Here is a 13633-nt window from a genome sequence, read left to right as displayed (position 1 = left end):
AACCCTTGCGGATCGGAAATGACGGGCGGCGTCACACCCCTCTGCGCGCATCGGCTTCAGGCGGCTGGAACGCGAGACTGGGTGTTTATCCCCTAGACGTATGGCGGCCCTGGCTAAGGGCCGCCTTCGGGAGTCGGCCCATTTTCTGCGAGAGCATGTGACTCGGCTTCTCAATTAACCAGTAAAACGCTGTAGCAACGGCTAGCGCGGCTGGGATTGCCACGGCGTATGCCAGCCAAAGCGGAGGATTGCCGCCCAAGGCAATAATGGACCCGATGACAATGGGCTCGTGGACAAGATAGAGGCTAAATGAGATCGTTCCGAGTCGTCGGACCACCGGCGTCTCCAAAGCACGAACAGCCGGCCGGAAGTATGCGCAGGTGAAAACCGCCAAGCATGCCCCGATTGAGATGAGGCCTGTTGATACAGCTCTGAATGACTCCAGATCATCGACGACGCCGCCCAAGGTCCACTGGCTGGTCAGTAGCAGCACTGTCAGTGCGCAGGTTGCAGCCCAGCTCCAGGCCCCCAGTCGTTTCCCGATATCAGCAATGCGGTCTGTCTTGGAGGCCATGAGAACTCCCAGCCCGAACACCGGAAGGAAAGTCAGAGCGCCACCGAGCATTCCCGTCTGACCTCCAACAACGGTGGCGGCAATCAAGATGGTTGCCTTGACCCAAATGAGGCTGCCCCACTTCCTAGCCACGAGGATGTATAGAGGCAGCAGCAGTGAGAACAGAACCTCCCAGCGCAATGACCATAGCGGGGTGTTCAACCCGCCGGCGCCACCCATTAGCGAGGAGCCGAGGATAACCTGCATCAGGCCATTCGGGGACGTCGAGTGGTCATTTACCCACTCACTGGACACGGGATTCACCACTCTTGGCAAGAGTACTACTGTGGCAAACGCAAAACACAGGCTCGCTATCGCCGGAATATAGAGTCTTGCGATACGTCGGGGGTAATAGCTGGCCCAGATGGTGGGCCGCCCCTGTAGTGCGGGTAGGGCCAGTACGAAGCCGCTAAGGACGAAGAAGATCACCACGGCCTCGCGGCCTGCCCAAACGAGATGCAGTGGGGTGTAGAAAAACAACCATTCGACGGTGGTTGGTGAGGTTCCCGATGGGTGGAGATATAAGGCAGCGATGCTTGGACTGGTGAGAGCTATGTGGTAGACGACTACAACAAGGGCCGCTACGCCGCGTAGCCCATCCAGAGATTTGAGTCTTTGCCCTGGCTTAGTCCGGACAATGGTTGCTGTTGAATGCACTGTTTCCCCATGTTTAGTGTTCGGTGTTGATGGTGATGAAGAACCCCTCATTTGATCGCGGGAGAAGGGTCGCCCAAGTGCTCAGCCGTGCCAGAGTTTCTCACATCAGAAGCATGCTGGTGTCGACTTGTTCGCTTTCGGACAGCCCGACGCACCGGCTCTTCAAAGAATCTGGCCGACAGCCATGCCGCAACGAGCGTGATCGCAAGGGAGACCGCGACGCGTGCAAACATCGCAAAAGAATCTTCACCGTCCAGAAACTTCTCCACGGTAAGCACTACTGGATAGTGCCAGAGATAAATTCCATAAGACAGCTTGCGTCCGGGAATCGACAGTGCCTTGCTGCCCAATATCCGCGCAAGGAGATGGGTTGGATTGGCGGCCAGACCCGCGAACAACGCAGCACTTAGGACGGCAAGTACGAATGCGCCGGTCGTCCTGTAGAAGACCTCAAAACCGCTGTCGCCCCACGGATAAGCAACGAAGAGAGCGGTCGTCAGAAGGGCGAATGCCCCTGGCCAGACCATCATTCCGGAGTATTTTGCGACCTTTTTAGCAGACAAAGATCCCGGCTCAAGCGCTGTAAAGAGCATCGCCAGGGCGCATCCGATCAGGAGCTGATCCGCTCGAGTGTCCGGACCATTGTAGATACGTTCCGTGCTTGCGCCACTCCATTCGAGGAGCACCCTGCCGGCCAGGGCGAGTAGCGCTAAGCTGAGAGTCACGATCGTCGTGACACGCAATGAGCAAAACTTGAGCAGTACGATCAGCATCAGTGGCCAAACGAGGTAGAACTGCTCCTCCACAGCCAGGGACCAAGTGTGCCCTGTCACCCCGCCGCCGACTTCAGGGCCGAACCAACCACCGCGGAACAGATTCATGACATGCAGCACCGACCGTAATGCGTCGATTTCTTGACCCTCGAATACGTTTGAGGAGAGCAGTAAAGCGGGGCCGGCTGCTATGACACAAAGCAAGGTAAGTGCGGGCCAGAGTCGTCCAGCCCTGTTGGCATAAAAACTGCCTAGTGCGATGCGTCCTGTCAGCAGATGCTCTTTGAGTAGTAGCAGCGTGATGACAAACCCACTCAGCGTGAAGAAAACGTCGACTCCGATGAACCCGCCAACGAAGGCCGGATGTGCGGCATGAAAAAGGAAAACTGCAAGCACTGCAAGGGTCCGGATACCGTCAAGAGCGTCAATCCGGCCCTTTGTGAGAGAGCTCCGGAGCTGGCTGACGTCGTTCGTTTGCAATTTTCCCCCAAAGTGAATTAACGATTGACCTTGCAACCGATTCGAGCAAAGCTTAGCGGCCACATGGTATGGGCACGAAAAGAGCCCGGTCATAAAAGACCGGTTTTGTTCCCTGACTGAAATAGCCCCGCCCTCTCCGGAGGGCGGGGCTATCCGTCGTTGGCGGGTGGCGGCCCGGGCCAGCCCCCAACAGAACCGGGCGGGCCGCCTGCCACGGCCGCGAGTGGGTACCCAGACGGCTGCGGCTATGCAGGAACGTACGCGTTCAGGCTGGGAAACAGCTGGGACTTTTTGATTGGGTGCTGCCACTTTTTGGCGTACGGTTGGGGAGGTGTCTCCGCGTACCCCCCATTCGCGGAGGAGCCCAAGGACCCCCACGTTTGAGTCTCCCCCGACTCGCGTGGGGGTCTTTTGTCGGTCCCAATGGCTACGGGCCGAACGATCACGACACTTTGCGAACACGGTTTGTAACGGTTCACAGAATTGTCGTCGCTGTGCCATATGCTCCAGCTATCACAATCTGGTCGCTCGAATGCGACATTAATAGAGGGACATATCCATGGGGGATACTCGCAGGCGGCTTTCTGCCGCCTTTGCTTCGCTCGCCATCGCAACGACGGCGCTCGGGTTCGTTGCGCTTCCGGCGACCGCCGCACCAACAACAACCGCTACCAGCGAGCCGACGCCTTCGGCCTCGCCGACCCAGTCAGGGACATCGTCACCTGCAGCCCAGTCGCCGTCGCCAACTACAACGATCACGGCTGAACCGGCACCTTCCACAACTGCGGCGCCGCTGCCGTTTACGGAAGCCGCACCAACTCCGGGTCCGTCAGCCGCAACCAAGGTCCAGACGGAAGCGATCGCTGGTGGTTCCGTCAGCACAGGACAGTCGATCCTTGCACAGCTGCCGCTAAGGAATACTGCCGCACCGACGACATACGACAGGTCCTACTTCATCCACTGGGTGGACGCAGACAGCAACGGCTGCGATACCCGTGCCGAAGTCCTCAAGGCTGAGTCTCTGGTACCCGTCACCTACAGTTCCGGTTGCACCGTCGCTACCGGGCAGTGGTACTCCTGGTACGACGGAGCCACGTGGACATCCGCCGCAGACGTCGACATCGACCATATGGTTCCGCTCTCTGAAGCCTGGAAATCCGGGGCGTGGAACTGGACCGCGGACCAGCGCCAGGCATACGCAAACGACCTCGGCTACGAGCACGCCCTCGAGGCGGTCACGGACAACGTCAACCAGTCCAAGGGCGACCAGGACCCCGCAACTTGGATGCCCGCACTGGAGGACTGCCAGTACGCCATTGACTGGGTGACGCAAAAGTGGCGGTGGAATCTCGCCGTCGACGACAGCGAACGGTCCCTGCTCGGCACCTACCTGAACGGCACTCAATGCGGCACCGCACAAGTCGCTCTACCAGCCAAGATGATCGTTAGTGACCCGGCAGCTGAGATGTGGCCGTTAGCCAAGATCGTATACGACGCGACCATCTATGAACTGGTCACCAACGCTGACGGGTCACAGACTCCGGTTCCGCTGAGCTACGAGAAGTGGCGTGACGTGTACAAGTTCAAGTACGCCACCCCGGCGCCGACTGACTTCGTGAAGTACCCGTGGTCGCCAACAGTTTACGCAGTGACGTTCTGGCCCGGAGGCGAAAACGCTTGGATGTGGACGAGGCTTTCCTACCAGCAATGGCTGACCGCGAAAAACCCGACACCGCGCATTGCCGGCTGGATCAAGGGCAGCTACTACTACCGTTGGAGCTCCGATTTCAGCGAAATCTTTGTGCGAGGCGAGGACGGCATCAACCACAAACTTACGCTCAAGGAGTGGGAGGACTCCGGCCGGAGGTCGTTTCAGGACCGTCACGCTGAAGGATTCTACGGGCTGACCTGGGCGCCTGAGTTGGCGCGAATGACCGACCTCTACACCCAGTCCGGCCGTCCCCTCGGCTTCGCGGAATGGCAGGCAGAGAACTTCCCAACCCCGCAGAAGATGCAGCGGATCCCGGGTGACCAGTTCTACAGGGACTGCGGCAGCACCACTGTGTGGTACGCCGGCCCGGGAATGAATCGTCCCGTCACCTTCAAGGAATGGCAGACGGCAGGATCGCCGAGTCCTAGTGTCACGGGCACTTGTAGCAGCCCAACACCGTCGCCCACTCCCGCGCCGGTCTACTACGCCAACTGCACGGAAGTCCGAAACGCCGGAGCTGCCCCGCTTTACAGCTGGCAGCCGGGCTACCGGAGTGCACTTGACGCAGACTCTGACGGTATCGCCTGCGAAGGTTAGAGCCAGATGCGCGGATGCCCTGCCACCCCGAACGGGCGGCAGGGCATCTTCATTGTTACCGCCGTCGTAGCTGGAACTGGCCCGATCTATGCCTCGTGTTCCGACCCAAATTCGCCGGTCTCGACGAGTCGGGCAGTCTTGGCATAAGCGTGGCTGATGTAGTCCTCGAGATCCTGGATGCCGATGCGCCAGGCACCGCGTCCGCCGACCTGAATTCCACGGAGCTCCCCTGACTTCAGGAGGGCGCGCACGAGCGGGACACCAACGTTCAAGTCCTCGGCTACTTGCTCGACGGTCAGGAAACGGCGCTTCGGAAGATCGTCAGTCACCGGAGCACCATATCAGGACCTAGACTTCTGCTGTGGCAAGCAAAGGACGTGACTTCCTCTGGTACGGCGAGAGGCATAGCTATATCCGGGGCGAGATGCCGGCCGCCGAGGCGCACAGCTGGGAATACACCAGCTACCCCCTTCTGGCCGCGACGCTCACCGTCAATGGCGGGCAGCGGCTCGAGGTGCTCGGTGAGGGCTCCCGTTGGGCTGCCGACTGGATCTGCTTCTCATGGGTAGACGACGAGGACCAGACGAACTGGACGTGGCTGCCCCGCTCTGACGTCCGCAAAGTCACGGACTCAGAGTGGGACATCCACGTGTTCAACCGGATGCCACCCGCGCTGCAGGCGCACCGGTGGGAACGCTGCCCGCCCGGGTTCATCCCCGCCTAGCCGAGGGCGTCAGCGGCTGCAGCGTCGGACGGGGCAGACATACGTGCGTAGACCCGCAGCGTGGTTTGCGGGTCCTCATGACCGAGCCTTGCCTGCACGACGTGTACGGGCACGTTGGCGTCGAGCAGGTGCGTGCAGTGGGCGTGCCGGATCTCGTGTATCCATGGCTTCCGGTCCAGCTCTTTGCCGACAAGCTGGCCCATGAGCGGCTGCCAGACTTCCTTGTGGAACTTCGAGTTCCGGAGGTACATGCCGTCCGGGAACTGGAAGATCAGGTCATCCAGTCCGAAAGCTGGAAGGTGCTCCGCCAGGGCAGCGGACAGCGCAGCGTTGCACGTCACGGTGCGGTTGCCCTTCTTTGACTTCGGCGGGCCTATCTCCTCGCCCTTGCCGACTGACTTCCATGCACGGCTGACGCGCACCGAGGCGCGGCCTTCGCGGATCGTGATGTCCCGCCGGCGGAGCGCCGTGGCTTCCGAGTAGCGCAGCCCAGTCCCACCGAGGAACCGGATGAACAGCTGGTAGTGAGGCTCGATGCGGTCAGCGAGCATGACGAGATCCTCCGGCGACAGATAGACCGGTTCCCGGGCCTCGTTGAGGTCTGCCTCTGCTACGCCCTTGGCGGGGTTGCGGTGCATGACCTCTTCATCAATGGCAGTGGCGAAGGCGGCCGACAGTACGGCGTGGACGTTCCCCTTGGTTTTGCGTCCGAGTCGCTGCCCTGTTGGCTGGTTGGCGCGGGACTGAACCACGAGCTGATCAAGCCAATCGATAACCATGGCCTTGTTGACCTTGTCTACGGGCGTCTTGCCTAGCTCGCTGTCGGCGATGTGCGCGGCAGCCATGTTCCGGTACTTGGCGATGGTGCCAGGTTGAGGCTTCCTGAGCAGGTCGATGTGCCGGACCACGACTTCATAGACGGTCGGCTTGGTCGAGTCCTTGCGGATCTTCGCCGTGGCGGCCAGCTTGAAGCTGTTCCCGTTGGCGTCAAGGAAGTCCTTCAACTCCTGCGCTTTGGCTTTCGCTTCGCCAGGCCCGTAGTCCTTGTCGCCGAACGTCCGCGACTTCAAGCCCGTCTCCGGGTCCCGCCACGTCACCGTGTGCGACGCCCCGCCCTTGGCGAGTTCGCGCGTACGGATGCTAGCCACGGTGCATCACGGCATTCCAGCCGCGTTCCAATAGGCGCGCCAGACCAGCGAAGGCTCTGCCAGGCCAGCTTGCGGGACCAAGCTGCCTCTCAAAGTGCGGGGCGATCAGCAGTGCGATGAGCCATGCCCACAGGATGATTGAGAGGGCGATTAGTTCGGGGGTCATTGCTGGCTCCTGTAGGGGTTTGTGGCGGCGGGCAACTCTCGGCCGGTCTCCCCCGCACGTTCACTCGGTCCTGTTCTGTCCTGCGTCGCTTCCATACCTGTCCCCTATCAGTGCCGTTTCTCGCCAACAAAATCGGGCTTTCCGCCAACAGGCAAAAAGAAAACCCCTAGATCACAAGGATCTAGGGGCTAACTCTAGTGGAGATGGGGGGAATTGAACCCCCGTCCGATGTCGTGTTGTCAGGGCTTCTCCGGGCGCAGTTTGCGTCGGATTTTCTCGGCCCCAGCTATCCTGCAAACGAGTAGCTGATCCGGGCCCAGTCATTTAAGAGTCCCGTTCACCCCAATGACGAAGGTAAACAGCAGTGGCTATCTTAATGACGCCAGGATCCGGGACGATAGCAATCCCGGGCTGACGGACTGTCTTACTGCTTAGGCAGCGAGAGCGAAGTCAGTGCGCGTTTGTTTGGCACTTATTGTTTTGCAGACAGCGTTTACGAGATAATTCTGCATCCTCGGCCCGCTTCACCTGTCGCGACTAACATCGTCGAAACCGATCATCCCCGTATTTTGTTACCAAACCGGTGAGGCTCGTTGCCGAATCTTTGCGGATTCCGCGCCGTTCCTTCCCGGACTACCAATCATAACGCACTGCGTCCCGGATTCATTCCCGGTCGCCGGCAGGCAGCCCGCGGCAGGTTCAGCCGCGGTTCCTTTCGCGCATGACGCGCAGCGCTTCGCGCTTGTCCTGCTGTTCGCGGAGGGTCTGCCTCTTGTCGTATTCCTTCTTACCGCGGGCAACGCCGATCTCCACTTTCGCCTTGCCGTCCAAAAAGTACAGCTGGAGCGGAACGATGGTGAAGCCGGATTCGCGGACCTTGTGGGAGATCTTGGTCAGTTCCTCGCGGTGCAACAGCAGCTTGCGCCGCCGGCGGGCGGAGTGGTTCGTCCAACTCCCCTGGTTGTATTCGGGGATATGGATTCCTTCCATCCACAGTTCGTCGTTGTAGAACGTGCAGAACCCGTCAACCATGGAAGCGTGGCCCTCGCGAAGGGACTTCACTTCCGTCCCCATCAGGGCGATGCCCGCCTCGTAGGTGTCGAGGACATGGTAGTCATGCCGGGCCTTCCGGTTGGTGACCACTACCTTACGGCCACTTTCTTTCGGCACGGTGGAACTCCTCAGCTCTTGGTCTGGATGGTTGCCCCCGGCCGTGGCGGCCTGAGGCTATTCAATTCTACGGCAGCCCCGGGCCTGCCGCCGGTACCGGTCGGTGCACCGGCCGGCAACACGCTTGTCAGAGCAGGATCATCGGGTCGACGGCCTGGCCGTTCAGCCAGGTCTCGAAGTGCGAATGGCAGCCGGTGGAGTTGCCGGTCGTTCCGGAATACGCAATGAGCTGGCCCTGGCTGACCTGCTGGCCGACAGACACCACGACGCTGCTGTTGTGGTAATAGATCGTGGTCAACGAGTTTCCCTGGACGACGCCATGGGAGATCTTGACGTTATTGCCGCCGCCGTCATTACTCCATCCGGCTGACACAACCGTGCCGGCCGCCGGGGCATAGACAGGGGTCCCGCAACTGGCACCAAAGTCGATGCCTGTGTGCATGTACCCGCCGGAGCCGTAGAAGTCGATGGTACCGGGCGGGGTCGCGCGCCAGCCGAACCCTGAGGTGATCGGGATGTCGGCCGAGAACGGGTGCCGCAGTCCAAAGGCCGAGGGGGGCCCGACCTGCGGGACGTAGGGCTGGGCTGCCTGACCGGCTGCCCGTGCCGCGGCGGCGGCCGCTTCAGCGATGCGGCGCTGTTCTGCTTCCCACGCTTCACGCAGTTTACGGTCACGTTCGACAATTTCTGCGGCCACTGCGTCTTGGGCGGCCTGGACCTTGGAGAGCTGGTTCTGGATGCCCGGTTTGGCTGCCTGGAGCTCGTTGTTGATCCGGGTGGTGTCAGCAATCAGCTTGTCCACCTGCTCCTTCTTGGCTGCGGCTTCGTCCCTGGCCGCCTTCTCCTTGGCCAGCGCGGCGTCTGCCTTGGCTTTGAGGTCCTTGATCTCCGCTTCAACCGCCTGGAGGCGCGCCTGTGAATTGACGTTGGTGGCATTCTGCTGGGAGAGCTTGTCCATCGCGGAGTTCTGGCTTCGCATGGCCTGGTCTGCGAGGTCCATGGTATCCGTCAGGCTGCCGCCGCTTTTGGATCCAAAGAAGAGCGTGAGGTTCGATGGGACGCCGCCGGACTTGTAGGCCTGGGTGGCGATCTGGCCGATGAGTTTCTTGGTGTCGGCGATCTTCTGCTTATCGGACTCAAGCTGCTGCGTGATCTTGGCTTTGTTCTGCTGCGCCAGATCCACACGCGCCGCCAGTGCTTCGACTTCCTTCACTGCACTCGCGACCCGGCCCTGCGCCTCGAGCAGTGCCTGCTGGGCGGCAGGTAGCTGCCCCTGGTAGATCACAAGGTCCCCGGCGGCCTTGGCGATCTTGGCGTCCACAAACTCAAGGGACTGCTGCACGCGCGCTGCCTCCGCCTCAAGTGCCGCCTGCTTGTCTTCCAGCTCGTCCGCGAATGCCACAGGGGTGGAGGCGCCCAGGCTCGCGGCAAGGATCAGTGCCAGGGCGGCGCTGACAATGCGGCTGCCCTTTCCCGCGGTCCGGAGCCGGCGGGCCTTGCGGTCCAGTTCTGTCATGGTCATTCCTTCGTTGGTATGCACAGCCTAGACCCGCAAATATCTACGTAAGGTCAAGAGAGACGAAATTCCAGCCAAAGTTGCACCCAGCCCGATCAGCGCCGGCGCAAGGATGAGAGTCTGCGCCGGAGAGATGAATGCCGTGTCGGGATACTGCTTCGACATGTACTCGCCGAGGAAGAAATGGGCCACGGCCCAGAGCGTGCCCGAAGCCAGCGCCGCACCGATCACGGCGGCAATGACGCCCTCAAGAATGAATGGCAGCTGAATGACCGTCTTGGACGCGCCGACCAATCGCATGATTCCGGTCTCCCGGCGCCGACTGAACGCAGACAGGCGGATAGTGGTGGCGATGAGCAAGATGGCGCAGACAATCATGACGCCGGCAATGATGACTGCGACCAGAGAGGCCGCGTTCATCACCGAGAAGAGCCGTTCCAGGACCTGGCGCTGGTCAATCACCGTCTCGACGCCGGGCTGCGAGGAGAACGTCTCGCTGATGATCTGATACTTCTCCGGGTCCTTCATGTTGATCCGGAAGGAGGCCGGCAGCTGGTCCGGCGTTACCGAGTCGACGATCGGAGAGTTGGAGAACTGCTCCTTGAAGTGCTTGTAGGCATCGTCCTTGGACTCGAACTGGAAGTCATTGATGTATTGCGCCACGGCGGGTGATTCAAGAAGGGTGCGCAGGTTTTCCTGCTGCTCCGGCGTGGCCGTCCCCGTGGCGCAGCCGGCCGCCGTCGAGCCGTCACCGCACAGGAAGATGGCCACCTGGACTTTGTCGTACCAGTAGCCCTTCATCTGGTTGATCTGAAGCTGCAGCATCCCGGCTGCACCGACGAATGTCAGCGACACGAAGGTCACCAGGATGACTGACACCACCATGGACAGGTTTCGCCTCAGGCCGCTGCCGATCTCACTGAGGATGAAAGCCAGCCTCACAGCGCCTCCCCCGCCTGGGAGGAGACGGGCCCGTCACCCGTGTCCGCAGCGGACCCGTCCGGACGCCCGCTGGCGTCCTTGAAGCGCCGCGACTGCCCCACCACCGGAATCATCGAGGTGTACAGGGCCCGGGCTTCGTCACGGATGACGACACCGTTCCGCAGTTCCACCACGCGTTTGCGCATTTCGTTGACGATGTCGTCGTCGTGCGTGGCCATGACTACCGTGGTGCCGTTCTGGTTGATCTTGTCCAGGACACCCATGATGCCCATCGACGTCGTCGGGTCAAGGTTTCCGGTGGGCTCGTCCGCCAGGAGGATACCTGGCCGGTTCACCACGGCGCGGGCGATCGCCACACGCTGCTGCTCACCGCCGGAAAGTTCATGCGGCATACGGTGTTCCTTGCCTTCAAGGCCTACCGTCTTGAGGACTTCCGGGACCGTATCCCGAATGATGCTGCGGCTCTTGCCGATGACCTGCATGGCGAAGGCAACGTTCGCGAAGACATTCTTTTGCGGCAGCAGCCGGAAGTCCTGGAACACGACGCCGATGCCCCGGCGCAGCCGCGGCACACGCCAGCTTGAAATATGCGCAACGTTCTGGCCGGCAACGTAGACGGCGCCTGATGTGGCCCGGTCCTCCTTGAGGACCAGGCGGAGGAAAGTTGATTTACCGGAACCGGAGGCGCCCACGAGGAACGCAAACTCACCACGGTCGATTTCAAGGTTGACAGAGTCCAGCGCAGGCCGGGCTTTCTGGTCATAGACCTTGGTGACATTCTCGAAACGGATCATTGCCCTAATAACCCTGCAGGACATGGCTGATTGAGCCCCGTACTGCAGCCGGCGCACGGGCTTTCTTTTGGGGGAAGTAGAGCTCCGGCTCCTCGACTATACGCACGGACACCTGCAGAAAAGCTGGAGTCCCGGGGCGTGTCGCAGGATTTCGGCCACCGAATGGACGTCCTGGCAGGGGCCGGAGTCCTAGTTGGCGGCGTTCCGGTTGTCAGTGCGCCAGCGGATGCCGGCGTCAATGAAGTCGTCTATTTCACCGTCAAAAACGGCCGAGGTGTTGCCGACTTCGTGCTCGGTCCGGAGGTCCTTGACCATCTGGTACGGGTTGAGCACGTAGGAGCGCATCTGGTCGCCCCACGATGCCTTGACGTCACCCGCGAAGGCCTTCTTTTCCGCGTCTTCCTGTTCCTTCTTGAGAAGGAGGAGCCGGGACTGGAGGACGCGCAAGGCAGCGGCCCGGTTCTGGAGCTGGGATTTTTCGTTCTGCATCGACACCACTGTCCCGGTGGGAATGTGGGTCAGGCGCACCGCGGAGTCAGTGGTGTTAACGGACTGGCCTCCGGGGCCGGAGGACCGGAAGACGTCGACGCGGATTTCGTTGTCCGGGATGTCGATGGAGTCCGTCTGCTCGATCAGCGGAATGACTTCCACGGCCGCGAACGACGTCTGGCGGCGTCCCTGGTTGTCGAAGGGACTGATCCGGACCAGGCGGTGGGTACCGGCTTCCACGCTTAGCGTGCCGTAAGCGTAAGGGGCGTTGACCTCGAAGGTGGCGGACTTAAGTCCGGCCTCCTCGGCATAGGAGGTGTCCATGATGGTAGTCGGGTAGCCGTGGCGTTCCGCCCAGCGTAGGTACATCCGGAGCAGCATCTCAGCAAAGTCAGCCGCATCCACGCCGCCGGCGCCGGCCCGGATGGTGACTACTGCTTCGCGTTCGTCAAACTCACCGGACAGCAGCGTCACCACTTCCAGGTCCTTCAGCGACTTACGGATGGACTCCAGCTCCGCTGCGGCCTCGCCCATCGAATCGGCGTCGTCCTCGTCCTGTCCGAGTTCCACCAGGACTTCGAGGTCGTCGATCCGGGAAACCAGCGTGTTGAGTCGTTCGAGTTCACTTTGCCGGTGGGAAAGCCGGGAGGTGATCTTCTGCGCGGCTGCCGGGTCGTCCCAGAGGTTGGGCTCTCCTGCCCGCTCGCTCAGTTCGGCGATGTCTTCCTTCAGCTCCTCAACATTCGAGACGTTTTCGATGGAGGAGTAGGTGGCGCGCAAAGCGCGGATTTCTGCGGAAAAATCTATTTGAGCCATGGTTATTAAAGCCTACGCTATCCTTCCCAGCCGCCCCGCACCGCTACCGGACGAGCCTGGAACGCGCTGTGGATGTCGCCTCGATCCTGATTCCGTCCGGGATAAGGAAGTTCACGATCGGAGGATGCACCTCGGCGCTCAGTACGACGACGGCGGTGGAACCGTCCGGGCTCCCGGTATCGGGTGCGACGGCAAGTCCGTCGAACCTGCCGTAGGCGCCGTTCCGGCTCAGGTAGTCCGCGGCAACGCTACGCACCCGCCCGCCGCTAAGCACCGCGGACGGGCTGCCGCCATCCGCCTCGACCTGTCCCAGTGTGTAGCTGTCGGCCGCGGCTACTGACGCCCCGTCTGCCGCGGATAGCAGCTTCTTGTGTTCCAGGTACAGGGAGGACGCCGCCATCACTGCGCTGGTGACCAGGAGCGCGAGGAGAACGTAGCCGATGATCAGGACCATCATCTGCCCGCCCTCTTCGTGGTCACGATGGTGCGGCGTCACCGGAACCGCCCCACAACCTGGGTGGCCGAGGCGTCCAGCCGGCTTGCATTGAGCTGCAATGAATCGCTGAAGGGTACAAAGGGCAACGGGACCGTGAGGTGGACGGTGATGGTGACGGCCGCCCCCGGTGCGAGGCAGTCCGAGGGCTGGCAGCTTGCGTCCATACTCGCGTTGTCCGCCGGATGCCCGTAGTCAGCGAGTGCGAGCATGACTGCCTGTTCTGCTGCCGCGCGGCCGCTTTCTGCATCGGACTGGGCAACGTAGACCTTGGCAGCCTGGTCGGCGGCGCCAACGACGGCGAAGGCACCACCCTGGATCTGCCCCACGGTGATGATGAAGTACACGAGGGGAACCATCAGGAGGAGTGCAAGGAACGTGAATTCGACGACGGCGCTCCCCCGCTCCCCCGCAGTTGCGTCCTTGCTCCCGGATACGGCCACGGTATGCGGGTCCCCTTGGCTTCCCGGGGTGAGGGCGGTCCCGTGATGGGGCCCGGGGACGGGGGCGGCAGTCATGCATGCCGCCTCGCGGATCCGGCGTG

General features: G+C 61.5%; 15 protein-coding genes and 1 other RNA gene. 2 read left to right on the top strand and 14 right to left on the bottom strand.

Features of this window, described 5'->3' with window-relative positions:
- Positions 1-85 precede the first annotated feature (85 nt).
- The 3 genes from ACFVWT_RS04235 to ACFVWT_RS04225 form a co-directional block, all read right to left on the bottom strand.
- Positions 86-1321, bottom strand: a complete 1236-nt coding sequence (locus tag ACFVWT_RS04235; protein ID WP_390245515.1) for an acyltransferase family protein — start codon at positions 1319-1321, stop codon at positions 86-88.
- A complete protein-coding gene (locus ACFVWT_RS04230) occupies positions 1318-2616 on the bottom strand; it encodes an acyltransferase family protein (RefSeq protein WP_390245513.1) in 1299 nt (432 codons plus the stop codon). Before ACFVWT_RS04230 ends, ACFVWT_RS04235 begins: the two co-directional genes overlap by 4 nt.
- Positions 2617-3063: 447 nt before the next feature.
- Positions 3064-3405, bottom strand: a complete 342-nt coding sequence (locus ACFVWT_RS04225) for a hypothetical protein (protein ID WP_390245511.1) — start codon at positions 3403-3405, stop codon at positions 3064-3066.
- An 82-nt stretch (positions 3406-3487) separates the two neighbouring features.
- On the opposite strand from ACFVWT_RS04225, the gene ACFVWT_RS04220 reads away from it, so the two are divergent.
- A complete protein-coding gene (locus tag ACFVWT_RS04220) occupies positions 3488-4831 on the top strand; it encodes an excalibur calcium-binding domain-containing protein (RefSeq protein WP_390245509.1) in 1344 nt (447 codons plus the stop codon).
- An 86-nt stretch (positions 4832-4917) separates the two neighbouring features.
- Here ACFVWT_RS04220 and ACFVWT_RS04215 read toward each other — a convergent pair whose 3' ends face one another.
- Positions 4918-5160 (bottom strand): helix-turn-helix domain-containing protein, encoded by a 243-nt coding sequence (locus ACFVWT_RS04215; RefSeq protein WP_390245507.1) that lies wholly within the window; start codon positions 5158-5160, stop codon positions 4918-4920.
- Between the two features lie 32 nt (positions 5161-5192).
- Between ACFVWT_RS04215 and ACFVWT_RS04210 the strand changes: the two genes are divergently transcribed.
- Positions 5193-5555 (top strand): hypothetical protein, encoded by a 363-nt coding sequence (locus ACFVWT_RS04210; RefSeq protein ID WP_390245505.1) that lies wholly within the window; start codon positions 5193-5195, stop codon positions 5553-5555.
- Here the strand turns inward: ACFVWT_RS04210 and ACFVWT_RS04205 are convergent.
- The 10 genes from ACFVWT_RS04205 to ACFVWT_RS04160 all read right to left on the bottom strand — a co-directional run bounded on the left by ACFVWT_RS04205 (position 5552) and on the right by ACFVWT_RS04160 (position 13607).
- Complete coding sequence (locus ACFVWT_RS04205; protein ID WP_390245503.1) at positions 5552-6703, bottom strand: tyrosine-type recombinase/integrase; 1152 nt, start codon at positions 6701-6703, stop codon at positions 5552-5554. The genes ACFVWT_RS04210 and ACFVWT_RS04205 overlap by 4 nt on opposite strands.
- The gene (locus ACFVWT_RS04200; protein WP_390245501.1) at positions 6696-6869 is read right to left on the bottom strand and encodes a hypothetical protein; all 174 of its coding nucleotides are present in this window, start codon (positions 6867-6869) and stop codon (positions 6696-6698) included. Before ACFVWT_RS04200 ends, ACFVWT_RS04205 begins: the two co-directional genes overlap by 8 nt.
- A 195-nt stretch (positions 6870-7064) precedes the next feature.
- Positions 7065-7433: a transfer-messenger RNA gene (gene ssrA / locus ACFVWT_RS04195) on the bottom strand.
- Positions 7434-7568: 135 nt separating this feature from the next.
- The gene (gene smpB / locus ACFVWT_RS04190; protein WP_390245499.1) at positions 7569-8039 is read right to left on the bottom strand and encodes an SsrA-binding protein SmpB; all 471 of its coding nucleotides are present in this window, start codon (positions 8037-8039) and stop codon (positions 7569-7571) included.
- Positions 8040-8166: 127 nt separating this feature from the next.
- The gene (locus ACFVWT_RS04185) at positions 8167-9555 is read right to left on the bottom strand and encodes a peptidoglycan DD-metalloendopeptidase family protein (protein ID WP_390245497.1); all 1389 of its coding nucleotides are present in this window, start codon (positions 9553-9555) and stop codon (positions 8167-8169) included.
- Positions 9556-9582: 27 nt separating this feature from the next.
- Positions 9583-10497 (bottom strand): permease-like cell division protein FtsX, encoded by a 915-nt coding sequence (gene ftsX / locus ACFVWT_RS04180; RefSeq protein ID WP_209743591.1) that lies wholly within the window; start codon positions 10495-10497, stop codon positions 9583-9585.
- A complete protein-coding gene (gene ftsE, locus ACFVWT_RS04175) occupies positions 10494-11291 on the bottom strand; it encodes a cell division ATP-binding protein FtsE (protein ID WP_390245494.1) in 798 nt (265 codons plus the stop codon). Before ftsE ends, ftsX begins: the two co-directional genes overlap by 4 nt.
- Before the next feature lie 189 nt (positions 11292-11480).
- Positions 11481-12596, bottom strand: coding sequence for a peptide chain release factor 2 (prfB, locus tag ACFVWT_RS04170; protein WP_011692507.1), 1116 nt, complete (start codon positions 12594-12596; stop codon positions 11481-11483).
- 43 nt (positions 12597-12639) lie between these two features.
- Positions 12640-13092, bottom strand: coding sequence for a pilus assembly protein TadG-related protein (locus ACFVWT_RS04165; protein ID WP_390245491.1), 453 nt, complete (start codon positions 13090-13092; stop codon positions 12640-12642).
- Positions 13089-13607: a hypothetical protein gene (locus ACFVWT_RS04160; RefSeq protein ID WP_390245490.1), complete on the bottom strand. Its 519-nt coding sequence runs from the start codon at positions 13605-13607 to the stop codon at positions 13089-13091. Before ACFVWT_RS04160 ends, ACFVWT_RS04165 begins: the two co-directional genes overlap by 4 nt.
- Positions 13608-13633: the final 26 nt, after the last annotated feature.

It is taken from the genome of Arthrobacter sp. NPDC058288 (assembly GCF_042880995.1).
Lineage (GTDB): Bacteria > Actinomycetota > Actinomycetes > Actinomycetales > Micrococcaceae > Arthrobacter.
The sequence above is the reverse complement of the archived record's forward strand: the minus strand, read 5'-3'. Positions and strand labels throughout refer to the sequence as shown.

Bases quoted from the DNA above. Each gene is read 5' to 3' on its own strand.
- ACFVWT_RS04235 (WP_390245515.1), bottom strand. From the start codon at position 1,321: ATGAGGGGTTCTTCATCACCATCAACACCGAACACTAAACATGGGGAA.
- ACFVWT_RS04230 (WP_390245513.1), bottom strand. From the start codon at position 2,616: ATGACCGGGCTCTTTTCGTGCCCATACCATGTGGCCGCTAAGCTTTGC.
- ACFVWT_RS04200 (WP_390245501.1), bottom strand. From the start codon at position 6,869: ATGACCCCCGAACTAATCGCCCTCTCAATCATCCTGTGGGCATGGCTC.
- ACFVWT_RS04185 (WP_390245497.1), bottom strand. From the start codon at position 9,555: ATGACAGAACTGGACCGCAAGGCCCGCCGGCTCCGGACCGCGGGAAAG.
- ftsE (WP_390245494.1), bottom strand. From the start codon at position 11,291: ATGATCCGTTTCGAGAATGTCACCAAGGTCTATGACCAGAAAGCCCGG.
- prfB (WP_011692507.1), bottom strand. From the start codon at position 12,596: ATGGCTCAAATAGATTTTTCCGCAGAAATCCGCGCTTTGCGCGCCACC.
- ACFVWT_RS04160 (WP_390245490.1), bottom strand. From the start codon at position 13,607: ATGACTGCCGCCCCCGTCCCCGGGCCCCATCACGGGACCGCCCTCACC.